Origin of the sequence: Psychromonas sp. (genome assembly GCF_047632995.1) — a bacterium.
Classification (GTDB): domain Bacteria; phylum Pseudomonadota; class Gammaproteobacteria; order Enterobacterales; family Psychromonadaceae; genus Psychromonas.
Genome location: NZ_JBLIEK010000030.1, coordinates 1 through 24,280, shown reverse-complemented (window position 1 = coordinate 24,280; position 24,280 = coordinate 1). Strand labels below are relative to the sequence as shown.

The window sequence follows — 24,280 nt, the reverse complement described above, 5'->3', positions numbered from 1 at the left end:
ATATTTTTTCTTAAATAATCAATCTAATTTTTTTAAAATTAATGAGTTACGGGATACTGAAATATAGTTCGTATAACTGTCCGTCTCGCTCAACTGTTAAGCTCATCTCTGTCATTGTGGGAAATTCTTTCATTAACGTAAATGCCTGCTGTGTATCTGTTAAATCAATACCGTTTAATTCAACGGCGAGATCATTATCTTTTAATCCTGACTGATCAAATAAGCCGCGATCTTTGCCCGGTTTAACACGATATCCCTTCACCTCATTATTCTCTCGCACAGGTGAAATATGAACATAATCGCTTAACTTACCAGGATCTTTCAATAGCGCTTCGCGATCTAAATCCACCATATGGACTTGCTCATTAGTAATATTCTCGCTGTTTGACAATTGCGATTGAAACTCATGTGTCTCTCTTTGTTTATTAAGCTGCTCAATTCCATCTAACATTAATGTTTGAGACTCGCCGTTGACGTCGATAATAATCCGATCTTCATATATTTCAGAAACGTTGGCATTCGTACCTTCAATCACTGAGCCGATAAAATAACTCTCTTGTCTACCTTGATACTCAATAATCGCACTGGAAAATACCGGTTCAGTCGCGGCAACGACCCCCACCAAAGTTAAGTTTAATTTTGTTTTGGGCAGATCACTTAACGCAGGTGCTTTTCTCTGCACCTTTTTAGCTTTTATCTGCTGCCCGAAAAGGTGCTGCTGTTGTAGTTTTTTCGTGTCAATTTTATGATCGCCCTGCTGCACTTTCTCAGTTGGGGCAATCCATCGATAGTTAGGGGTTACTTCGGGAAAAAAAGACCAAGAGAGTAAAGCAAGCTGGTATGCCAATAAAGCACTCAGCAACAGTAACGCCAGTCCGGAAGTTTTTTGTAAAAAATTTGATAATGGTAGCAACATACACCCTGCTTAATCTCTAATTCTGAGTCTCTAACACATTGTAAAACGTACTAACACGTAATCTGCATGCTACATCAGCACTCGGTTAGCAACAAGCATATTGCTTCAATAATGCGGGTTATACGCAAACTAGTTGATCTAACACTCAAAAGCAGATGCTAAAAAAAGCGTAACTGCGATGAGAGCTTTACACAACGGGCAGACACCTCCGCACAGCTTGTCTTGCTGACTTTACATATTGAAGTATCATGGGGATAACTATTTGTTATACTGTTTGTTCGCTTATTCACAAGAGAGAGAGTGAAAAATGGCAGATAAAAAGATTCGCTTAGATAAATGGTTATGGGCAGCACGCTTTTATAAAACGCGCAGTATTGCGCGCACTATGGTCCAAGGTGGAAAAGTTCACTATAACGGGCAGCGTGGCAAAGCCAGTAAAATTGTTGAACTTGGCGCGCTATTATCAATTCGCCAAGGTGATCAGTTCAAACAAGTTTGCATTGAAATATTATCGGATCAACGCCAAGGGGCGCCGATTGCAGAAACCTTATATAAAGAAACACTAGAGAGCATCAAAAAGCGCGAACAATACCAAATCTTGCGTAAATTAAGCTTACAAAATGCGCCGCATCCAAATCGCAAGCCCAATAAAAAGGAACGGCGTGACCTAATTCAGGCTAAAGCAGAGCGTAATACCGCCAATTACGACTAACACTAAGATTAAACAGATAGAGAGCTAAAAAGATGAGTGACCAACTACAACGTTTTATTTTTGATGACTACCAAATACGAGGTGAAATCGCCCACGCGCACAACAGCTTTAGCGAAATAATCAAAAATCATAATTACAGCCCAGAAATCGCCAATATTGTCGGCGAATTATTAATAGCCACCAGCTTATTAACTGCGACCTTAAAATTTGCAGGTAAAATAGCGGTACAGCTGCAAGGCGATGGCCCGCTAAACTTGGCGGTAATTAATGCCAACCAGGATCAAGAGCTGCGCGGCACTGCCCGTGTTGAGGGTGAAACAAAGGGACTATCATTTAAACAATTGATAGGTAAAGGGCATCTAATGATCACCGTCACCCCGGATAACGGTGAACGTTATCAAGGCATTGTTGAACTGCAAAAAGAGTCATTAAGTGAATGTTTAGAAGATTACTTTGCACAATCTGAGCAGTTGCCAACGCGCATTATTTTACATGCAAGCAATATAGATACACCACAAGCTGCGGGCTTATTATTACAAACATTACCCGCTGTGGATGAAGACCACGACGATCAATTTCAGCATGTCAGTGCATTAGCATCAACCGTTAAAGAGGATGAGCTATACACACTGGAGAATAACGAATTACTGCATCGTTTATACCACCAGGAAACCGTACGTTTATTTGATCCCACTCCCATCACTTTTAAGTGCAGTTGCTCAAAAGAGCGTTGCTTATCGTCACTGGCATCGATAGCACCAGAAGAAATTTTAGATATGTTAAAAGAGAACGGTGCTATTGATATGCATTGTGAATATTGCGCAACTGATTATCACTTTGAAGTTGACGATCTGAAAATACTATTAACGGATACACAGCACTAAGAAAAAACGCCACAGGAGAGCGGACTCTACTGTGGCGTTACTTATTTTAAGCCGCTCATTTATACCCAAACCACCTCAAGATGCAGATTCAGAGGTTCGCCCGGATGCTAGAGCAAGGCGCAACGCGATGAGAATGGTTATTCCCTTATCAAGCGTTGCAACGCAGCACTAGCTTTCGGGCGAAACTCCCGAAGGGCAAGACGATAAACGATGATCTTCGTTGTTAGAAGGCTTTGATTTAGAATGACTAGATCATCAGCCTTCTGCCTAGAATCTCATCATTTATCGTCTTGCTGACTCCTGTATCTTGAGGTAGCTTGGGTATAGATACTTCAAAGCGTTCAACCAGTGTATTGAGACGTAAAATAGCATTTTTAACCAGCGTAGTACGGCGCAGCAACTGCTGCGATGATACTTCCATGGAGGTTGTAGTACTTTGCGCATCTTTGGCGGTTTCACCATGCTGTTCACTATTACTGGCTATCTGATTCATCGTGTCGAACATATTTTCGACTGCCGTTTTTAACTTCAAACTTCTTTCACCCGAATCCATCACAAAATTATTTTGGTCGACATTTTTAACCCCCTGTTCCATATAACGAACCGCCATCTCTGATTGTTTGCTCAATTTGTCCGTTATATTACCGATATGGCTGGCAGCCTGAGATGTTCTAGTGGCCAGATTTCTCACCTCATCCGCAACAACCGAGAAACCGCGCCCATGTTCACCTGCTCGCGCCGCTTCAATCGCCGCATTGAGTGCAAGCAGATTGGTTTGCTCTGTAATTTCAGTGATCAAGCCAACGATCGCACCAATCTCTTTCATCTGCCCATTTACATCATTAACACTTTTTGCCGATGCTAAAACGATCTCTTTAATCTTATTGGTATTGCTGACCGCCTGCGTATACTCTTGCTCTGATTTCGCGACAACATCATGCATCAGCTCCTGCATAACCTGCGCTGAAACAGTGGCATTTGCTATCTCATCCTGCTGACTGCCAGATAAAACCAACATAGAGCCGATCGAGTGGCTGGTCGCCTTGCTGGAACGATCGACACTGAGACAACGGCGTAACATAGATTCACTGACCTCTTTAACTTCACTGGAGGCATGGATCATCTCACTCATCATATTATCGAGATTATCGATAAAGCTGTTAATCCAACGCCCCAGATCACCAGCTTCATCCGCACTAAACTGTGCCGTATTAAATCTATGATTAAGGTTGGCATCTCCCTCAGCTAACATCTGAATCACCTCAACCATATGCTTTAAGTGCGCCGTAACGGGTTTAAGTGCAAAATAGCTGAACCAGACAATAGCCAATAAAGATGCGCTGCCTAATAGAATATGACTTTGCAAAGGTGACAAAACAAACCAGCTGGAGGCCACAAAGTGGCTAACAAATGGCAAACTGATCGCAAAACTCAGTTTTTTACCCAGTGTATAAGTCAGCGAACGATGGCGGTAAACCTCCTCCAGATCGGCTTCACACATCATCCCCCAGATATCTGGCGAACCGTGCAGCTGAAAAGTGACCCCCTTACCGATAACGGGAATATGTCGATAATCTGAATAACCCGGATAACACACATAAAGATTTTCGCCATGGCGGATGGTTTCCCTGACACCGGGATGCAGTTGCCCGGTCGCAGGATCGGTAAAACGGATTTCAAATTCAGTATGCGCCCTTACTTTGACCGTCCCCCAGTCTGTATTAACGCCTGATTTAAGATTTTCGCCATGAGAAAAGGTATTGTCCTCAAAACGGGAACGGGAAAGTGCCGTTCCCTCCGAAATGGATGGATCCAGATTGGACTGCACCATAAAAATATAATTATCCCCAGATTCACTGTAAACATGCCCCGCTTCGCGCTGGATAAGATCCCCCATCACATCATTCGGTACTCGCCCACAAAGGCAGCCTATCGTTTGCTTATCAACCACCAGCGGCTGATAATACATAAGCGTAACCGCGTCATGAAAAGAGGAGCTTGAAGGACCTATAGCTTCGGTTTGCGGATCCAGATAGGGGCCATGGAGAAACTGCGCTTGCAGCCCTTTTTGGAGCATCTTCGCATCAACCAACTGCTTTGCATAAGAAGTATAACTGGAGCAGGCAACACGGCCATCAGCGAGCACGATAAACAGCTCCGAAAAATAATTGTTCCTTGCCAACAAGCTCTGCAAAGAATTTTGCCATTCCCCCTCCTCTTTGGAGGTAATGTACAAAGAAGCATCAGAGAGGAAACTCCACTGCGTATTTACCCAAGATTTTAAAATGCGCACCCGCGTATTAGCGATACTGGTAAAGGTTTGTTCCAATGTTTTCTTGCGTGAGCTGTTTAACCAGCACGCCTTACCCATAGCGAGCTTACCCGTTGCACCAAACAGAGGTAACCAGTGGCGCTCTTTTGCTGTTAGATCCATGTTAATCCTTATCAAATTACAAACATTTAATCTGATAAGAGCAAAATTGATACCATACTCAACAAAAGCAACAAGTTATGTAATAAAAATAACAAAGGATGCAGCGAAAAATGTAGTTCTTTAAACAGAGCCCATGCATTAACACGCTTTAAATCAATGCCTTATGCTGTAATGATTAAAACCAATAAATACTTGCAGTTATCCATTTCAGCGCTTATCTAATAGAAGTTAAGCGCCGACTCTATATGCACTAAAATGGAGCATTAATCAGATGCCCGCCCCATCAATAAGCAAGGTATCCGTGACCATTCAAAATACATTGATCAGATACTAGCAGCGCAAGCCGATAGCTAAGCATATTGATTGGTAACAGGTATATCAGACACTTGAGCTGCGCAAAGTAGTAAGAAATAAAGGCTGAGTTCAAAAATACTCAATAAAAAGACACCGTTTGATAAAATAGAGTGTGATTTCAGCCGATTATTTGAACTAGATCTCTCACACTTTATGTTTATTCCCCTACTCTAAGATACTGATATTTTATTTAATAATAAAAATGAAATTTCAACCACTTAAGAGGAACTGATATATGACACTAGCGAAATTATTATCGACTGATGAGTTAAGTAAATATGGCATTACCGACGTTTCTGAAGTTATCTACAATCCAAGTTACGATACTCTCTTTGCCGAAGAGATGTCCCCTGACTTAACAGGCTTTGAAAAAGGCGTTCTCACTGAAAACGGCACAGTGGCGGTTGATACCGGCATCTTCACCGGCCGCTCCCCCAAAGACAAATATATAGTTAAAGATGATACGACGCGCGATACCGTCTGGTGGGCCGACCAGGGTAAAAATGATAATAAAGCGATCGAGCAGTCGACTTGGAACCATCTAAAAGAGCTTGTTACTAAAGAGCTTTCCAATAAACGGTTATTTGTGGTTGATGCTTTTTGCGGCACCAATGAAAGCTCTCGTTTGAAAGTGCGCTTTATTATGGAAGTTGCCTGGCAGGCACACTTTGTAACCAATATGTTTATCCGTCCAACGGATCAGGAACTGGTTGACTTTGAACCTGACTTTGTCGTCATGAACGGATCTAAAACCACCAATCCGGACTGGCAGGATCAAGGGCTTAATTCTGAAAATTTTGTGGCATTTAACCTTACTGAAAAAATGCAGGTGATCGGTGGTACTTGGTACGGCGGCGAAATGAAAAAAGGGTTGTTCTCAGTAATGAACTACCTCTTACCATTGAACGGCATGGCATCGATGCACTGCTCCGCCAATATGGGTGAAGAGGGTGATACCGCTATTTTCTTCGGTCTTTCCGGCACCGGGAAAACCACCCTTTCAACCGATCCCAAACGTGCGTTAATTGGTGATGATGAACATGGCTGGGACGATGATGGTGTATTTAACTTTGAAGGAGGCTGTTACGCAAAAACAATTCGCCTAAGCGCCGAAGCTGAACCGGATATTTTTCGCGCCATTAGGCATGACGCTCTGCTGGAAAATGTCGTCATTGATGCGAATGGTATTGTTGATTACCATGATGCCAGCAAAACCGAGAATGCACGGGTTTCCTACCCAATCCACCATATTAAAAATATTGTTGAACCGGTTTCCAGAGGGGGGCATGCGCAAAAAGTGATCTTCTTAACCGCCGATGCCTTTGGTGTTTTACCGCCGGTCTCTAAACTGACCAAAGCACAGACCCAATACCACTTCCTGTCCGGATTTACCGCAAAACTTGCCGGTACTGAGCGAGGAATAACCGAACCGACACCGACTTTCTCCGCCTGTTTTGGCGCGGCATTCTTAAGCTTGCATCCAACTCAATATGCTGAGCAGTTGGTAAAACGGATGGAGGCATGCGGCGCAGAAGCATACCTGGTCAATACCGGTTGGAATGGTTCGGGTAAACGGATCTCGATTCAAGATACGCGCGGTATTATTGATGCGATTTTAGATGGATCGATTGAACGTGCAGAAACCAAACAAATCCCCTACTTTAATTTAGCCGTGCCACTGGCATTACCTGGTGTGCATAGCTCCATTTTAGATCCGCGTGATACTTACGAAAACGCAGCAGAGTGGGATACAAAAGCGCAACATTTAGCGCAGCTATTTATCGATAACTTTGCCCGTTATACCGATAAACCTGAAGGACAGGCGTTAGTTGCAGCAGGCCCTCAATTAGTTAAATAAATTACTTAAGCAAATCCGTTGCCTAAGTGCTAAGTAATGGGTGATGGGTGATGGGTAACAATAAAGCCGCAGGCGTAAACGCTTCTGCGGCTTTATTATTTTTCTGACTAGAAAGAGAAGCCGTTTAAAAGAAAAAGTAAACTTTTTTATAAAAACCATCGAATGATCTTGTTTTTATATTTCGTTTTGCTAGCATAACGCTTCAATCGAAACTTAAGCGAAACATTAATGCAGAAACGAAATAGCCAACAACGTCGTCACACCATTCTCAGTTTATTAAATGAGTTAGGTGAAGTGAGTGTTGACCAATTGGCCAGTCGTTTTGAAACCTCAGAAGTGACCATACGCAAAGATTTAACGGCACTGGAAAAAAATGGCTTGTTATTGCGCCGTTATGGCGGTGCCATTTGCGTACCACAGGAGATGATCCAGACCCCCGCTGAAAATATATCGGTGAACAAACAAAATATAGCCAAAGCCGCCGCTAAACTGATCCGCGATCATAACCGTATTATTATTGATAGCGGCAGCACCACCTCAGGTATTATTCAAGAGCTTAATGAAAAGCGTGGATTGCTAGTAATGACGAACTCACTGCAGTTAGCGAACGCTATTCATGAGCTGGAAAATGAACCTACTTTATTAATGACGGGTGGCACCTGGGATCCCCATTCAGAATCATTTCAAGGGCAAGTAGCCGAACAGGTGTTACGCTCCTATGATTTTGATCAACTGTTTATCGGTGCCGACGGCATTGATCTGGATCGCGGCACAACGACATTTAATGAGCTGACAGGTTTAAGTAAAGTGATGGCAGAGGTCGCCCGCGAGGTGATAGTGATGGTCGATTCAGAGAAGTTCGGCCGCCGAATTCCTAATTTAGAGCTGCCTTGGCAGCAGATTTCGGTATTAATAAGCGATGACAGATTATCAGCATTAGACGCTGACAAAATAACCAAACAAGGGGTGCAGGTTATCCTTGCCCCTTATTCAAACTAACAGTTAACCAAATAATAGAGGAATTACTATGTGTGGAATCGTTGGCGCAGTAGCGCAAAGAGATATTGCTGAAATTTTATTAGAAGGGTTAAAACGCCTTGAATACCGTGGTTATGACTCTGCGGGTGTTGCCATTGTTAACGCTGATAAAGAGCTACAACGCGTACGCCGTTTAGGTAAAGTAAAAGAGCTAGGCGATGCACTTGCTGCGACACCACTTCATGGTGGTACAGGCATAGCGCATACTCGCTGGGCAACACATGGCGAACCATCAGAAGCAAATGCTCACCCGCATATGTCGGGTGAAAATATTGTTATTGTGCATAACGGTATTATTGAAAACTACGAAATTTTGCGCGAAACACTGCGCGAGCGCGGTTATGAATTTCTTTCTCAAACCGATACTGAAGTAATTTGTCATTTAGTGGAATGGGAACTGCGCAGCTCAAAAACATTATTAGAAGCCGTGCAGAAAACCGCCCTACAGCTTGAAGGTGCTTATGGTACGGTAGCGATGGATCGCCGTGATCCCGACCGTTTAGTAGTAGCCCGCTCAGGTAGCCCATTAGTCATTGGTTTAGGCATTGGCGAAAACTTTCTTGCGTCCGATCAACTGGCTTTGTTAAGTGTGACGCGTCGTTTTATGTATCTTGAAGAGGGTGATGTAGCGGAGATCACCCGTCGTGATGTTAAGGTATTTGATGTTGACGGTGCCCCCGTTGAGCGTGAAATTATTGAATCAACGGTTGAGCATGATGCCGGAGATAAAGGACAATATCGCCACTTTATGCAAAAAGAGATTTTTGAACAGCCAAATGCACTGATTAATGCAATGGAAGGACGTCTCACTCAAGATAGCGTGCTGGTGGATAGCATTGGCACCGGCGCTAAAGATATTCTCGGTAAAGTTGAGCACGTGCAGATTATTGCCTGTGGCACCTCATATAACTCAGGTATGGCGGCACGTTACTGGTTTGAATCCCTTGCCGGCGTCAGCTGTGATGTGGAGATCGCCTCAGAATTCCGTTACCGTGATTTTGTAGTGCGTCCAAATAGCCTGCTGCTGACCCTTTCACAATCAGGTGAAACAGCAGATACCCTAGCAGCGCTGCGTTTAGCAAAACAAAAGGGCTATATGTCCGCAATGTCTATCTGTAATGTTTCTGGCTCTTCACTGGTACGTGAATCAGACCTTGCCTTTATGACTCGCGCCGGAACTGAAATTGGTGTGGCATCAACGAAAGCCTTTACTACGCAATTAGCCGCAATGTTAATGTTAGTGACCGCTATCGGAAAAGAGCAAGGTACTATTGGCAAAGAAAAAGAAGCAGAGATTGTTCATGCATTACATTCACTGCCAGCGCAAATTGAAAAAGCGCTTGCCTTTGACAAACAGATTGAAGCGTTAGCCACTGATTTTGCAGATAAACATCATACGCTATTCCTTGGTCGCGGTGAGTTTTACCCAATCGCCATGGAAGCGGCGCTGAAATTAAAAGAGATCTCCTATATTCATGCTGAAGCCTATGCGGCTGGTGAGCTAAAACATGGTCCATTAGCACTGATTGACGCGGATATGCCAGTAGTGGTCGTTGCGCCCACCAATGATCTATTAGAAAAACTTAAATCTAATGTAGAGGAAGTACGTGCACGTGGCGGCTTATTGTATGTGTTTGCCGATGAAAATGCTGGCTTTGAAGAGAGTGACGGGATGAAAATAATTACCCTGCCACACGTTGATCCTATCATTGCACCAATCTTCTACACTGTACCAATGCAGCTCTTGTCTTATCACGTGGCTTTAATTAAAGGTACAGATGTAGACCAGCCGCGTAATCTAGCAAAAGCAGTGACGGTTGAATAATCATTTTTATAGTGCTTAATTAATCTCTTTGATCATTATTAACCACCTACTGGAGTGACTTCAGTGGGTGGTTTTTTATCTGTTATCTAGATAAAGAGTTAAAACGGAATATAAACCCACTAAAATTGAGTGTTCTTTATTCAAATCCACCCTTTGCAGCAGCAAACGTTTTCCGAGAAAGCCTAGAAAAATAGGGCTATAGAAGAAGTACTTTATTGTATACAGGTTAACTTAATGACGTTTCTTTATGCAGCTCTTTTATAATTTCAGTGATCACCAAAATTAAAGACGATTTAATAATCTGTTTATTCTGATCCTGTTTCATCTGCACTATAAAATGAGAACTTTCTTCTGCTTGGTCATAGTAAAGGTTGGGCGGCATCATTTTAGCCATTGCACTGATAGAATTTATTTTTTCCATCAACAAGGGTGAAATAAATTCAATCGATTCATTATCCGATTCATTATCCGATTCAACAAACTGTTTCAATTCGATAAAGGTTTCAATATCTTGATAGGCGCTTTGAGTTAACAAGCCTAAACCATATAACAGTTTGATACGCACGGCTAAATGAGCCAAGGGCCCATCATGACTGAGGAGAGGCTCAACCGCATATTTCACTGCATAATCATCTTTTCTAAAAACATTTTGAATTAAGACATCAATAGCATCTTCAAATAGATCACAACTGGCAGTAAAAAAATCATAAGCCGTTTGTGCTTCAGAAAGCGTTTCTACAATATCTATATCAAATTTTAATCGTTCAAATTTTGGCATAATTTTTCTAATGGAATAAAAAATGCCACAAAAAGTGGCACTTAAATTAACAGGCTATTTTAAGCTTTGGTAAGCTTGCTCAACTAGTTTAACAGTTTCACTGCCAACAGCCAGACCAGAATAATGCGCCAATGTTTCCGCCAACCCCTTTTCAGCAAACATCGCTTGTAACTCAACGGCTTGCGGATCTTCATCGTTTTTATATAAAAATGCCGCTGCGATACCTTTAATTAAATGCGCGTTAGGTAAACCATACTCTAAGGTGCCATTTAGCGGCTTAATTAAACGATCATTTGCACTTAATTTACGGATTGGCTGACGACCAACACGATCCACCTCATCACGTAAATAAGGGTTAGCAAAACGTCCTAATATTTTTTGAATATAAGCAGCGTGGGCTTCGTGTTCAAAGCCATAGCGGCGTATTAATACTTCACCACTTTCCTGCATAGCAGCAGTTACATCGGCGCGGATGGCATCATCTTCAATTGATTCTTTAATGGTCTCATGACCGGCAAGTACGCCTAAATAGGCAGTGATCAGATGCCCGGTGTTAAGCGTAAATAATTTACGTTCAACAAATGCCATTAAATTATCAGTGCATTCCATCCCCTTAATAGTTGGAATTTCCCCTTTAAACTGTGTTTGATCAACAATCCACTCGCTAAAAGTTTCCACGGTTACCGCCAACGGATCCGTTTCACCCGCTGCTGCAGGCGGCACAATACGGTCAACAGCACAATCAACAAAACCAATGGTCAGGTCAGATTTAACATGCAAAGACTCGGGCAGATATTTAAAGACTTCCGCTTTTAACTGGCTAGTACCACGGACCATATTTTCACATGCAATAATATTTAATGGTGAATTGTTGCCATTACTTATACGCAGCTCAATCGCATCAGCGATTGTTTTTGCAATAATATTCAATACGGTAGGGCCTACCGCTGTGGTCACTAAATCAGCCTCGGCAATAAGTTTAACAATATCAGGGCTAGTTGACTTAATAGCGGTAACATTCGTTACTTTTTCAACAACACACTCAGCGCCAACAACATTTACATCGTATTCATTGCGCGCTATTAGGGCATTAACAACTGTTTCATTTACATCGGCAAATGTTACTGCAATACCCGCATCCGATAAAAGTTTACCAATAAAACCACGACCAATATTACCCGCGCCAAAATGTATCGCTTTCATAATAAATATTTCCATAAATTTAAAAGAGGCTAGAAAATCTAGCCTTGAATATTTAGTCGGCTGCCTCAATCGAAGCAGCCACCTTAAGAAACGCTTAGTTAGTTAAAATTTTCAGTACATCTTCTTTATTGACTGTTGTTTTTAAACATTCTATTGCGTCTTCATCATCAAGTGCATTGGTGATGGCAGTGATAACATTAATATGTTCATCACCTTGTGCGGCAATACCAATCACCAGAATTGCAGCATCACCTTCCTCTTCACCCCATTGAATGCCTGCAGGGTACTGACAAAATACGATGCCAGTTTTTAGTACATGTTTTTTTGTTTCAATAGTACCGTGAGGAACGGCAATTGATTCACCTAAATAGGTGGATACCAATTTTTCTCTATTGAACATACCTTGTACATATTCAGGTTCGACATAGTTCAAAGCAACCAACTGCTCACCGGCAAATTTAATCGCTTCTTCCTTTGTTGCAGGCTTTAGTCCCAAGAAGATATTTTTATCGGTTAACTTCAAAGGACCTTCAGACTTTTTTGCAGCAGACGCCTGTGTATTTGCGGCAGGTGCACTGCTGGCAGATTTAAGATCTTTAACCAAACCATCATACATTGCATTATCTAAGAAATTAGTTAATGAAATATGATGTGCATTTGGTGCATGTTTACGTGCTCTGTCGGTTAAATCTTTATGGGTAACAACAATATCAACATCGCCGGGCAAATCATTGATAGCAGTATTAATAACTTCAATATTTAAATTCGCCGCTTCTACTTTTTTACGTAATAGACTTGCGCCCATCGCACTTGATCCCATGCCCGCATCACAAGCAACAATGATTTTTTTAACAGCAGACATATCTAGTTGAGCATTTGCTGTCACTTGACCTTTAGCCCCCTGCTTCATGTCGCGCATTTGGTTTGCCGCTTCTTCTAGTGCATCTTCATCACCTTCAACATTTTTTTGTGTTTTCATCAATATGGAAGCCACAACAAAAGAAACAGCAGTAGCAGCAGCAACAGATAGAAGAATACCAACGTATGCGCCCTTAGGCGTCATGGCTAAAACTGCAAAAATAGAGCCTGGAGATGCAGGAGAAATAAGACCTGCGTCAAACATAGTAAGCGTGAATACACCTGTCATACCACCGGCAATAACCGCTAAGATAAGGCGAGGATTCATCAGTACATATGGGAAGTAAATTTCATGGATACCACCGAAAAAGTGGATGATGACAGCACCCGGAGCGGTTTCTTTTGCAGAGCCTTTACCAAATACCATGTAAGCTAACAAAAGACCTAAACCAGGACCCGGATTTGCTTCAATTAAGAAGAAAATAGATTGGCCAAGAGACTCGGACTGAGCAATACCCAGAGGAGTGAATATGCCATGGTTAATCGCATTGTTTAGGAATAAAATCTTAGCGGGTTCAACAAATATAGAGGTTAAAGGCAGTAAGTTATTAGCAACTAAAACATCAACACCAGCAGCAAGGCCTGTAGATAAAAGTTTAACCGCAGGGCCAATAACGAGGTAAGCAACAATCGCCAGAAGCATACCAATAATACCGGATGAAAAGTTGTTAACCAACATTTCAAACCCGCTTTTTATTTTACCGTGTATTGCCGCATCAAATTTCTTAATTGCTAGGCCACCTAATGGACCAACAATCATCGCACCCATAAACATTGGAATATCCGTACCAACGATTACACCCATTGTCGCGATTGCACCAACAACCGCACCGCGATCTCCGCCAATAACCTTACCACCGGTATAACCAATTAGCAGTGGCAGCATGAATTTAATCATCGGTCCAACCATGGTGGCTAATGTTTCGTTTGGAATCCATCCTGTTGGAATAAATAGAGCCGTTATTAAGCCCCAGGCGATAAAAGCGCCAATATTTGGCATGACCATATTGGATAGTAATCGACCAAAGTTTTGCACTCTAATCTTAGCATTTGATGAAACCATAATTTACTCCGTGTGTTTTAATTCCCTAAATAGGAAATGGTTTATTGTTAAGTGTTCGGAACTAAAACTACCACAACATTTTGAATTTCGCACAGCTCTGAAAATATATGAGATACTGACCACGAAAACGCAACAAGCAAGGCAAAACAGAGCGATTTAGATCACAGTATAAAGTGTAACTTTAAGACAAAACAGGCAAGACAAGTCATAACGGAGCAACTAGCAGTGACCTGGGTCACGGTTATCGATATATTTATTTAAACACGTTAGCGATCCAGATCACACAAACAAGAGAAACAAGAAAAACGTAGCGGTTGACAAGCAACAATATCCATTTTAACTTAATGTGAAATAACGTTCACTTTGAAATCACGCCAGCATGTAATTTAATTACATGTCAGATTACAAAAAAATGACGCAGATACCGCGGTAATGAAGAAATGGAATTTACCTATAGTGATCCGCCCATAAACAGGGGGGGGTCGGTAAATTTTCATCTTTGCTTGCCCTATCCTGCAAAAATACTGATAACATCCATTAAAAAGTTATTATTCTCAATTGGAGTTGTATTATGAAAGTTGCAATGTTCAGTACGCGTAGTTATGACATTAACCATTTCGATCCCCTTATTAACCAACAAGATACTCAAATAAAATATTTTGATACTCAACTAAATATCCATACCTGTCAGCTGGCACAGGGTTATGATGCTGTTTGTGCATTTGTTAACGACGATTTATCCGCACCTGTATTAACTGAACTTGCCAGACTAGGTATTAAAGTTATCGTCATGCGCTGCGCAGGCTTTAACAATGTAGATATCTACACCAGCAAACAGCTCGGCTTAACGGTAATGCGAGTCCCTGCTTATTCTCCCGAAGCTGTTGCCGAACATGCTATCGCATTAATGATGACCCTTAATCGCCGCATTCATAAATCATATCAGCGTACTCGTGATGCTAACTTCTCATTGCAGGGGTTAGTCGGCTTTAATATGCATGGTAAAACAGTGGGTATTATTGGTACGGGTAAAATCGGTATTGCAACAATGCGCATTTTAAAAGGATTTGGCTGTAAGTTATTAGCATTCGACCCTTACCCTTCACAGCAAGCTATCGAGCTGGGCGCTGAATATGTTTCAGCCGATAATTTGTTTGCACAAAGCGATATTATCAGCCTGCATTGCCCGCTAACCAACGATAATCATCACCTGCTTAACAATGACTCATTTGCAAAAATGAAAGATGGCGTGATGATTATTAATACCAGTCGCGGTGCACTGCTCAATGCCACCGACGCGATTGTAGCCTTAAAAGCAGGAAAAATCGGTGCATTAGGGCTGGATGTATATGAAGAGGAAGACTCACTCTTCTTTGGCGATCATTCAGATGAGATTATCGGTGATGATGTGTTCCGCCGTTTATCAGCCTGCCATAATGTAATATTTACCGGTCATCAGGCATTTTTAACAAAAGAAGCGCTAACCAGCATAGCTGAAACCACATTAGGTAACTTGCAAAGTTTTGCTGCAGGCAGCCCTAATGGCAATGAAGTAAATTAAAGCCGCGTTAAGCTGAAAAATAACGCCACTTAACGGTGGCGTTTTTGTTATTAGCCACAGCCCTGTAATTTTTGACAGACAGCTTCCGCTAATTGATGACTGCTGAGATTGCGCTCTATCACCGACTGCTTTAACTTGCCAGATTGAACCACACTTATCCAATCATCAATCATGCCGGCAAATCCTTTTGCCGTTAGCATAGGCGTCCAATCTTCAAGCTGGATAATCGACGTTTGCTTATCCTGCAAAAATTTCCCCGAGGTGAACGAATCAAACTCATACGCACGGTTTTCAAAACTAGCCGACACTCGCTCACAGGTTGTGCCGTATAAACGGTTCATGGACGCATGCAGCAGTGTATTACCCTGTTGCCACTGAAGATCTAATCGCGCTAACTGAGCGCCTTTAAACTGGCTAGTCAGATGGACATTTTCCAGATTGTTTTTAGCACCGAGATTGACACTGTCTAACGGGTGGATAAAATCATCAAAAACAAAATTTCGTAGAGAGCCCGCCTGATTATGCCTGTGTTTTTCCCAGCGTAATGATGATAATAAAGCGTCCGAGTTACCGTGTTGAATATCACCCAAATGGCGCTGATAAAGTGGAATAAAACGGCGATTAAACCCCATATACAGAGGCACCTGCCGCCTTTGTGCTAATTCATAAAGCTTTTCACAGTCAAGGCCATTATCCGCAAGGGGCTTATCAACAAAGGTCGGCAAGCCCTGCTGTAAAAAATAGGCGGCGATTTCAGGATGCGAAGCGGTACTGCTGTGGATCATCACCGCATCTATATTCGCCTTGCTTAATTGCCGGTAATCTTGATAGCACTGCTTGATACGATACTGCAGAGCGAGCTTTTGCAGCGTCATATTATTGCGAGTGCAAAGAACAAGCTCTACCCCCTTTAACTGAGCAAGAATCGGTAAATAAGCCTTTTCAGCAATATCGCCAATACCAACAATCGCAATTCTCATCTGCTTACCCCTCTCTATTTGTCTGATGTTTAAAACAAATAGCTTATTACACCGAGCGCGTTATATGAAGCGATAAACAAATCTATTATCAAGCTCTGTAAATCACAAAAAGACCACCTAAAAACACAAACATCAAACTAAAAATAAAATAGCATCTAATATATATCATAGTATGAAACCGCAGCTCCCTTAAACCGTTAAAAGGATATTACAATGAACGATAATGAACCAAATTCATCTGCAACTATCAATCGACGTGATTTTTTGAAAAACACGACAGGCTTAGCATTAGCAAGTGTTGGCAGTGTTATGTTCAGCGGCGCTGCACAGGCACAGGAAAGCAGCCAAAGTTGGCATCATTTACAGAATACAAAAAATGACAGGGAGCTTTGGAAAAAAGTGCGTCACGAGTTTATTCTCGACAAAAAAAGCGTGTATATGAATATAGGCACAACGGGGTCTATGCCTAAAGGTGTACTCCACGAATATAATATAAACAATAAAATTGTTGCCGCCAGTCCATGGGATATGCAGGAAAAGTTCGCTAACTGGCCTTATCTCTCAGAAATGGTAAACACAATCGCTCCTGGTTTTGGCGCTGATAATCATGAGATTGTGTTAAGCCGTAATACGACGGACGGCATGTGCACTATTATCAACGGCCTGCATTTTCAAGAAGGGGATGTTATTCTCACCACTCATCATGAACATGTGGCCGCCAATTCTCCCCTCAATGTGGTCACAAAACGTTATGGTGTTGAAGTCGTTTATCTGGAAATTCCTGTTTATACCGGCAATGAGCCGATCAGCGAGCAAGATTTTGTAGATGTTTTCGCAGAGGCCGTAGCGGATTATGGAGACCGCATCCGCTTAATCACTTTTTCCCATATTACCTACAAAACGGGTACGGCCTTGCCCGCCAAACGTATCTGCCAAGAGGTGGCCATTCCCAATAAGATCCCGACATTAATTGACGGGGCGCATACGATCGGGATGTTTAATCTCGATTTTCATGATATCGGCTGTGATTTCTATGCTGGCTCAGGCCACAAATGGCAGTGCGGCGCGGGTGCCACCGGCATTTTATATGTTCGTGATAATGCAAAACGCTTGCATGAATACTGGCCCGACCGGGAAAACCCACTGTGGTTTATTAACTCATCGCTAGCGCAAGTACCCGATCTCGGCACTCAGCTGCAGCTGCAATATATTGGCAATGATAACTATCCGGCAAAACAAGCATTAGCCGATGCCTGTCAAATGTGGGATCTGCTTGGTCGAGACATTATTGAAACGCGCGTATTAGCATTAAGTCGACTATGCAAAGAGTTGCTTGAAGAGAGCTTCCCCTCCGCTCATATTTACTCGCCGAATATTCCCGAGTTAGCAAGTGGACTGACCACCTTCAACCCGTTTTTTGATCCACAGGATTTAGATCTATTAACCATTTTCCGCGACCGTTTGCGTGAAGAATATGGCTATATTATCCGCACCACAGATTTTAAAGTGAAAGTAACGGATCTCGTCGATACCCATGCATTGCGTATTTCAACTCATCTATTCCATAATGAGCAAGATATAATCGGCCTCGTTGCAGCGATGCAGCACCTCCACCAAGTGATGTTGTAGACAATAGTCCAACCCAAATGCTTTGGGTTGGACTTATCCCTTTGCCTCTGTGATTTAACAGTTGGAGATAAAATAAAACTCACAACGGATCATTATTTAATCATTTATCCACTATGCTGATATGTACTTAATAAGTTTTACCAAATAACAGCTAGTGCGCAGATTACTTGAATAATGTGCTAATACTTATAATATAAATTTAATAACATACTTTTTTATTGCTTATATCATATGATTTCCGAGAGCTTATCAAGCAACAATATTTACCTGAAATGCTTGGAGGTATTAAAAATGAGACTTTTTCTACAGCTAGCCTTATCTCTTACTCTGATTTTTTCAGCAGGACAGGTAAGCGCACGCGATCTTCCCGAAATAAAAAAATCCGGTGTACTGCGTCATATCGGTGTACCTTATGCAAATTTTGTCAACCTCTATTCTGAAGGTGGTAAACAGATACAAGGCGGGCTAGATGTTGAACTGATACAAGGTTTTGCTGCTCACCTCGGCCTTAAATATCAGTTTGTAAGTGCGCAATGGAGTACAGTATTCGGTTTATTAAACGGCCGAAATGCACAATATATAAACAACCAGATAGTCTGGGGGGAGGAAGTCGCTATTGAGGGCGATATTCTTGCCAATGGCGCAACAATTCTCGAGTGGCGCAAAGAAGTGGTTGATTTTTCCGACGCCTACTTCCCGTCCGCTGTTTGGTTAATCGCGCGAACAGATTCCCAACTCCAGCCGATCATCCCCAGCGGTCAGATCAATGAAGATATCCGCCAAGTCAAAGCGATGCTCAAAGGACATGATGTATTGGCGATGAAGCAGTCTTGTCTCGATCCCGATTTATACAATATGGAATTAACCGACGCCAACATCATTCTGCCAACGAGAGAGCGTAAATTAAATGAAATGGTTCCCGCCATTATTAATAACGATGCAGAAAGTACCCTACTCGATGTTCCCGATGCGCTGATAGCACTACAGAAATGGTCGGATGAAATAAAAGTGATCGGCCCGATCTCTCCTGCACAGCAGATGGCGATTGGGTTTCGTAAAGATTCCCCACAACTGCGGGCCGCTTTTAATGCTTATCTAAAAAAAATCCGCGCAGATGGCAGCTACAATATAATGGTAGAAAAATATTACCCGTCTGTATTCCATTTTTACGGCAACTTCTTTTCTCCAGCAACAGAAGAAATTTAAAAAGATGTACTTAAGAAAATACTACAGTAATAAAGCAGTCATTATTTTTGCGGGTATTATACTCGCGGGTTATCTACTTTTAATTCTAGGGGTGACCAATGTTGGCCAGAGCAGACTGAAAGAGTCCCAACAGAACGAACTGCATCTTAAAGTCACTCAATATGTGAATAGCCTAAGCTATTTCTTTGCGGTTACGCAAAACGATATTTATGTCCTGTGCAACGATAAAACCATGGCCACTTTTTTCGCTAACCGCAGTGCCGGTATGTCGATGGAATATGGATTGGGCGCCAGTCTGTTTAACTTGAAAAAATTGATTAACCAACTTGCCCGCAGCAGCATGGTTGATGCTACTCCTGTTTATAAGCGAATAATGCTGGTGGATTTAACCGCAGCGATTATTACCGACAGCACCCCACAATTGGCAGCTGAACTCAGTAAAATTCCATTTGAGGAGATGAAAAACAGAGACGCGCAAATCATAGTAACTAACGATCAGGGTGTCTTTAAGATAAAGATATTAAGAACTATTTATCAACAAAAAAAAGCGGTGGCTTTATTAATTGCAGATATCAATACCAACTTGATCATTCAGCAACTCACTGCGCAGGAGCATGCCCAGAGCCCAAGCCGCCTGCAACTTAGCACCCCAAACGGCGATATTCCTGTTTGGAATTCATTAAAACCGACATTACTGTCTATGTCACCAGAAGCGGGAAATGGGTCACGAAATAACCTTTATATTGAAAAACAGGTAAACGGCACCCCTTTTAAACTGATGAGTTGGTTCTCTCCCGTCAATGAGCAGGATATCTTCACCTCAGGTTGGTTGATTGTTGCTATTTCAGTACTGGCCATTCCCGTTATGCTGGGCCTTTATTATCTGATACGCGTCGAGCGCAGCAATGCGATTCTGCAAACGCAGATAGCGCTATCCTCAAAGCAACAAAGCGAATTGTCTCATCATAATTATCTGCTGGAAACTGAAATAAAAAAACGTAAGAGATCGGAAAAGAAACTGGCCTATCAAGCAACCCATGATGAACTTACCGGATTAGCCAACCGAAACTATATCTATGAGAGCCTTAACCTCTTTATTCACCACTCACAAAGAGATAAAACCCAGGTACTGGTGATGTTTATTGATCTGGATAATTTCAAACAGATTAATGACACGGCAGGTCATATTGCAGGAGATCAAGTCCTCAAAGAGACCAGCGCCCGCCTGATTAATGCGGTACGCAGCACCGATACAATTGCACGCTTGGGAGGCGATGAGTTTTTACTGATTATCCCGGATCTGCTCAGCAGTAAAGATGCAGAAATGCTTGCCGTAAAAATTCTCGCTCTTTTTGAAAAACCTTTTACAGCCACTAACCAAGAGTTTTTTATAACAACCAGTATAGGGATGGCCATCTACCCGCACGATGGCGATGATCCCGACAGTCTGCTTAAAAATGCCGATATGGCACTCTATCGCGTCAAAGATGCGGGTCGGAATAGTTTTACCTTTTACGATCCAACCATGAATGATGCAATGCTGCGCACTCTCTCTTTAACCAACCGCTTACGCCTGGCTATCAGCAATAATGAAATTGAAATGTACTATCAGCCGATCATCGACTTAAAGAGCCGTAAAATTATCGCTGCCGAAGCGCTGATGCGCTGGCATGACCAGCAGTTAGGTTTTGTTTCACCAGAGGAGTTTATCCCGCTCGCTGAAAAAAATGGACTGATCCTACAACTGGGTGAGTTTGCACTTGAGCAGGCATGTTCGCAAACAGCCGAGTGGCAATCAATTTATCCTATGCATATTGCCGTAAACTTCTCAACGATCCAGTTTCGCGACTGCGCTGGATTACAAAGTAAGATCGAAGCTGTATTGGCGAAAAGCGGATTGCCTGCAGATAAACTCGATGTAGAGGTTACCGAAAGCCTGCTCGCAAGCAACAACCGTGAACTTACAGAGATGCTGAATCGACTCACTGAACTGGGTATTGAGCTTTCTATCGATGATTTCGGCACAGGCTACTCCGCGTTAAGTTATCTGCAACAGTTTCCATTTTCTAAACTAAAAATCGACCGCGCGTTTGTTCGTGATTTGGAAACCAATCCCGCCGATCTCTCTTTAGTCTCGGCAATCCTGGCCATGGCAAAAGCATTGCAGTTAAAAGTGGTTGCGGAAGGGATAGAAGATAGTTATCAGGCTGATTTATTAGAAAAAATGCACTGTGAATATGGTCAGGGATTCCTATTTAGCCCCGCTGTGCCGGCTACTGAGTTTGGCCAACTCCTGATTCAAGACAGAGTAAAAAAACGCTCTCAGCAATATGACGACAAGGATCCGCTAAGCACTGACGACTTACTATCACCAATAATTTAAAAACAGTATTTGCACAGTATAAAATCCCCTTTCGGGCGCAGCCCTTAGTGCAAAACAGAAAAATCGATCAAATCTCCCTCTAAAAACCAATTTTGACAAAAACTTTACTTAATAAAAAAATAAAAAGGCATCTAGAACATTGTTATTTTATTTCGTTAGTCTAATATTTGCGCGAAATTAATTAGAAGAGGTTATTTACATGTCTGACAAAGTATTTATCACCGCCCAACAACTGCTTGAAGACTCATTCCGTCTTGCGGCGCAAGTATATGAAAGCGGTTTTCGTCCACAATTTATTGTCGGCATCTGGCGCGGGGGCGCACCGATTGGTATCGCTGTGCAAGAATATTTTGATTACAAAAAAGTAGAAACAGACCATATTGCGGTGCGCACCTCCTCTTATTACGGCATTGGTAAACAGAGCAAAACCATTAAAGTACATGGCCTACATTATATTATCGAAAACGCCAATGCAGATGATGGTCTGTTAATTGTTGACGACGTATTCGATTCAGGTCGCAGTGTTGTCGCATTAAAAGCAAAACTGACCGAACAGATGCGTTTGAATATGCCGACAGATGTGCGCATTGCCACCCCATATTACAAACCTAAAAATAAAGCGGTTGATCTGCTCCCGGATTATTTTATTCATGAATCTGAAGAGTGGTTAGTATTCCCGCATGAAGTTTCAGGTTTATCAATTGCAGAGATTACTGAAGGTAAAGAAGACTTTAAAAACATTAAAGATCTTTTCCGCGATTAATCTTTGCTTGCAAACGCATTAAAAAGGAGACTAAAAAGTCTCCTTTTTTGTTTCTGTCGTTGAGTTCTCAATTATAAACTCAGTGGTTTTCTGTAAAAGATCCCGATAGAAGTTGAAAAACTGCTGCGCTAACAAGCTGTGATCAAACTCCTTGCAATGCTTCGCGTGCTCCAAATGGCGCAACTGCTCAGAAAACAGACCCCTTCCTGTGCGCAAACACCCAACCTACAATCACAGTTCAATTTACAGTTGTACTTTTTATATGGTGATATAAAGTATAATAATCTCTTTTATATCTTCAAAAAAATAAAAGGGAAGAGAGTTATTTTGCTGTTTTAAGCGTTATAAATAGAGAATGAAATTTTAGGAAGAATTCATGAAAAAGAAAGATAATATGCCGATGTGGGTCCATTGGGCTCTGTTGGGAATAAACACACGAAAAGTAGCAATGATATTTTTTACTGCTTCTTCTATTTTGTCATTGATTGCTATCGCAGCGGGCATAATAATCGAAGATTACTCCCTCGCTACACTTTTATTCGTGCCTTTATGGTACTGGATATCCATTAAATGGGTAGATCTCTATTCATCATGGCAGGCAGCTGAAATTTAACAGAGCGCCCAGCCTCAATTCTTAAAGTTGAATTTTAGAAAATTCAACTTGTTGCTCTGTCAGAGCATAAACGTCGACATGCTCTTTTTTAAACTCGCAGATGGTCAGATGCGGACTAGGCCCCATTGCGCTTGGTCGGTGTCCGCAACCAGTATCAATAAATAACTGCCTGCCTTTTAGTAACGGTTTAGTCAAAGGTGTATGCCCGGAAACAATAAAATCAATACCTGCAACCGACCGTACCTTGTCACTGCTTAAACAGTCTCGACTCCAAAGTAGCTCATAAAGCGTGTTACGGTTAAGAGAGCTCTCCTTGAGCGGCCAGTTTGCAAGTGGATATTGAGCGTGAATAACCCCAACTTTACCCGCTAATGTCTCAACAGTTAATGTGAGAGAAAACTTTTCCTCAATAATTTTTTTAGCCAGATGGCGCTCCTGTGGATGCAAATATTCCCACCATTCACCTCCATTTAGGTACCAACCTATTTTTTTATTGATGTCGTTATCTTCGCACTCAATTAAAAATTGCTCATGGTTACCAAGAACAGGAATAAACCAATTTTCTTGTGCTAAAAGAAGACACTGAAAAGGCTCTTCTCCCCGGTCAATCAGATCGCCAACGGAAAATAACCTGTCGTTATCAAAATCAAAGTTTATCTTCTGTAGCGCTTGCCTCAGCAGTGCATACTTACCATGCAGATCACCGACAAAATAATCGCGACCAATGCGGTTGGCCGGATAATAACGATGAGGCGTTAACCTGTTGATAATTTGCGCGGTCATGATTTGTCACTAAGCTGATCGTTGGCTAAGTAGTGATTCTGCAATTGATACATACGTATCGCATCACAGTATTTCCCATTAATGAAAAACTGCTGCACTAAACGCCCCTCTTCAATAAAACCCGATTGTTGGTAGAGGTGAATAGCTTTGCTGTTGTCTTGGGAAACCAGTAAATAAACTTTGTGAAGATTTAAGATGGTAAAAGCATAATCAAGCGCTTTATTGATAAGCGCCCGCGCATAATTTTTACCTTGAAATTGGGGCGCAATAATTATCTGGAATTCAGCATTTCTGTGAATATAATTAATCTCTATTAATTCAACAAGACCGATAGATTCATTGTCTTTATTTGTGCCGATAAAGCGGCGCTCGATATTGT

Annotated in this window: 19 protein-coding genes; 11 read left to right on the top strand and 8 right to left on the bottom strand. The window is 42.0% G+C overall.

Annotation, left to right across the window (positions count from 1 at the left end; genetic code table 11):
- Window positions 1–46: 46 nt before the first annotated feature.
- Complete coding sequence (gene gspC / locus ACJAT7_RS07510; protein WP_415226181.1) at window positions 47–916, bottom strand: type II secretion system protein GspC; 870 nt, start codon at window positions 914–916, stop codon at window positions 47–49.
- 307 nt (window positions 917–1,223) lie between these two features.
- On the opposite strand from gspC, the gene hslR reads away from it, so the two are divergent.
- Window positions 1,224–1,628, top strand: coding sequence for a ribosome-associated heat shock protein Hsp15 (gene hslR / locus ACJAT7_RS07505; RefSeq protein ID WP_415226180.1), 405 nt, complete (start codon window positions 1,224–1,226; stop codon window positions 1,626–1,628).
- A 32-nt stretch (window positions 1,629–1,660) separates the two neighbouring features.
- The gene (gene hslO, locus ACJAT7_RS07500; protein ID WP_415226179.1) at window positions 1,661–2,512 is read left to right on the top strand and encodes an Hsp33 family molecular chaperone HslO; all 852 of its coding nucleotides are present in this window, start codon (window positions 1,661–1,663) and stop codon (window positions 2,510–2,512) included.
- Between the two features lie 247 nt (window positions 2,513–2,759).
- Here hslO and ACJAT7_RS07495 read toward each other — a convergent pair whose 3' ends face one another.
- On the bottom strand, window positions 2,760–4,946 hold the full coding sequence (locus ACJAT7_RS07495) for a methyl-accepting chemotaxis protein (protein WP_415226178.1): 2,187 nt from the start codon (window positions 4,944–4,946) through the stop codon (window positions 2,760–2,762).
- A 589-nt stretch (window positions 4,947–5,535) separates the two neighbouring features.
- Between ACJAT7_RS07495 and pckA the strand changes: the two genes are divergently transcribed.
- From pckA to glmS, 3 genes are all read left to right on the top strand, one after another.
- Window positions 5,536–7,158 (top strand): phosphoenolpyruvate carboxykinase (ATP), encoded by a 1,623-nt coding sequence (gene pckA / locus ACJAT7_RS07490; protein ID WP_415226177.1) that lies wholly within the window; start codon window positions 5,536–5,538, stop codon window positions 7,156–7,158.
- Window positions 7,159–7,386: 228 nt separating this feature from the next.
- A complete protein-coding gene (locus ACJAT7_RS07485) occupies window positions 7,387–8,157 on the top strand; it encodes a DeoR/GlpR family DNA-binding transcription regulator (RefSeq protein WP_415226176.1) in 771 nt (256 codons plus the stop codon).
- 28 nt (window positions 8,158–8,185) lie between these two features.
- Window positions 8,186–10,021, top strand: a complete 1,836-nt coding sequence (gene glmS, locus ACJAT7_RS07480; RefSeq protein ID WP_415226175.1) for a glutamine--fructose-6-phosphate transaminase (isomerizing) — start codon at window positions 8,186–8,188, stop codon at window positions 10,019–10,021.
- A gap of 226 nt (window positions 10,022–10,247) precedes the next feature.
- Here the strand turns inward: glmS and ACJAT7_RS07475 are convergent, their stop codons facing one another.
- The 3 genes from ACJAT7_RS07475 to ACJAT7_RS07465 form a co-directional block, all read right to left on the bottom strand.
- A complete protein-coding gene (locus tag ACJAT7_RS07475; protein WP_415226174.1) occupies window positions 10,248–10,799 on the bottom strand; it encodes an MltR family transcriptional regulator in 552 nt (183 codons plus the stop codon).
- Between the two features lie 54 nt (window positions 10,800–10,853).
- Window positions 10,854–12,002 (bottom strand): mannitol-1-phosphate 5-dehydrogenase, encoded by a 1,149-nt coding sequence (locus ACJAT7_RS07470; protein WP_415226173.1) that lies wholly within the window; start codon window positions 12,000–12,002, stop codon window positions 10,854–10,856.
- Between the two features lie 94 nt (window positions 12,003–12,096).
- Window positions 12,097–13,983: a PTS mannitol transporter subunit IICBA gene (locus tag ACJAT7_RS07465; RefSeq protein ID WP_415226172.1), complete on the bottom strand. Its 1,887-nt coding sequence runs from the start codon at window positions 13,981–13,983 to the stop codon at window positions 12,097–12,099.
- Between the two features lie 571 nt (window positions 13,984–14,554).
- Between ACJAT7_RS07465 and ACJAT7_RS07460 the strand changes: the two genes are divergently transcribed.
- Window positions 14,555–15,544 (top strand): 2-hydroxyacid dehydrogenase, encoded by a 990-nt coding sequence (locus ACJAT7_RS07460; RefSeq protein WP_415226171.1) that lies wholly within the window; start codon window positions 14,555–14,557, stop codon window positions 15,542–15,544.
- A gap of 50 nt (window positions 15,545–15,594) precedes the next feature.
- Here the strand turns inward: ACJAT7_RS07460 and ACJAT7_RS07455 are convergent, their stop codons facing one another.
- Window positions 15,595–16,524, bottom strand: coding sequence for a Gfo/Idh/MocA family protein (locus ACJAT7_RS07455; RefSeq protein ID WP_415226170.1), 930 nt, complete (start codon window positions 16,522–16,524; stop codon window positions 15,595–15,597).
- 213 nt (window positions 16,525–16,737) lie between these two features.
- On the opposite strand from ACJAT7_RS07455, the gene ACJAT7_RS07450 reads away from it, so the two are divergent.
- From ACJAT7_RS07450 to ACJAT7_RS07430, 5 genes are all read left to right on the top strand, one after another.
- Window positions 16,738–18,153 (top strand): aminotransferase class V-fold PLP-dependent enzyme, encoded by a 1,416-nt coding sequence (locus ACJAT7_RS07450; protein ID WP_415226169.1) that lies wholly within the window; start codon window positions 16,738–16,740, stop codon window positions 18,151–18,153.
- Window positions 18,154–18,444: 291 nt separating this feature from the next.
- Entirely contained in the window at window positions 18,445–19,359 is a 915-nt protein-coding gene (locus ACJAT7_RS07445) for a transporter substrate-binding domain-containing protein (RefSeq protein ID WP_415226168.1), read from the top strand.
- 4 nt (window positions 19,360–19,363) lie between these two features.
- Entirely contained in the window at window positions 19,364–21,742 is a 2,379-nt protein-coding gene (locus ACJAT7_RS07440) for a putative bifunctional diguanylate cyclase/phosphodiesterase (RefSeq protein WP_415226167.1), read from the top strand.
- Between the two features lie 199 nt (window positions 21,743–21,941).
- Entirely contained in the window at window positions 21,942–22,505 is a 564-nt protein-coding gene (locus tag ACJAT7_RS07435; RefSeq protein WP_415226166.1) for a phosphoribosyltransferase, read from the top strand.
- 376 nt (window positions 22,506–22,881) lie between these two features.
- Entirely contained in the window at window positions 22,882–23,118 is a 237-nt protein-coding gene (locus ACJAT7_RS07430) for a hypothetical protein (RefSeq protein ID WP_415226165.1), read from the top strand.
- A gap of 21 nt (window positions 23,119–23,139) precedes the next feature.
- Here ACJAT7_RS07430 and ACJAT7_RS07425 read toward each other — a convergent pair whose 3' ends face one another.
- Window positions 23,140–23,901 (bottom strand): metallophosphoesterase, encoded by a 762-nt coding sequence (locus ACJAT7_RS07425; RefSeq protein ID WP_415226164.1) that lies wholly within the window; start codon window positions 23,899–23,901, stop codon window positions 23,140–23,142.
- On the bottom strand, window positions 23,898–24,280 hold a 383-nt coding region (locus ACJAT7_RS07420; protein WP_415226163.1), incomplete at its 5' end, for a GNAT family N-acetyltransferase. The genes ACJAT7_RS07425 and ACJAT7_RS07420, both read right to left, overlap by 4 nt.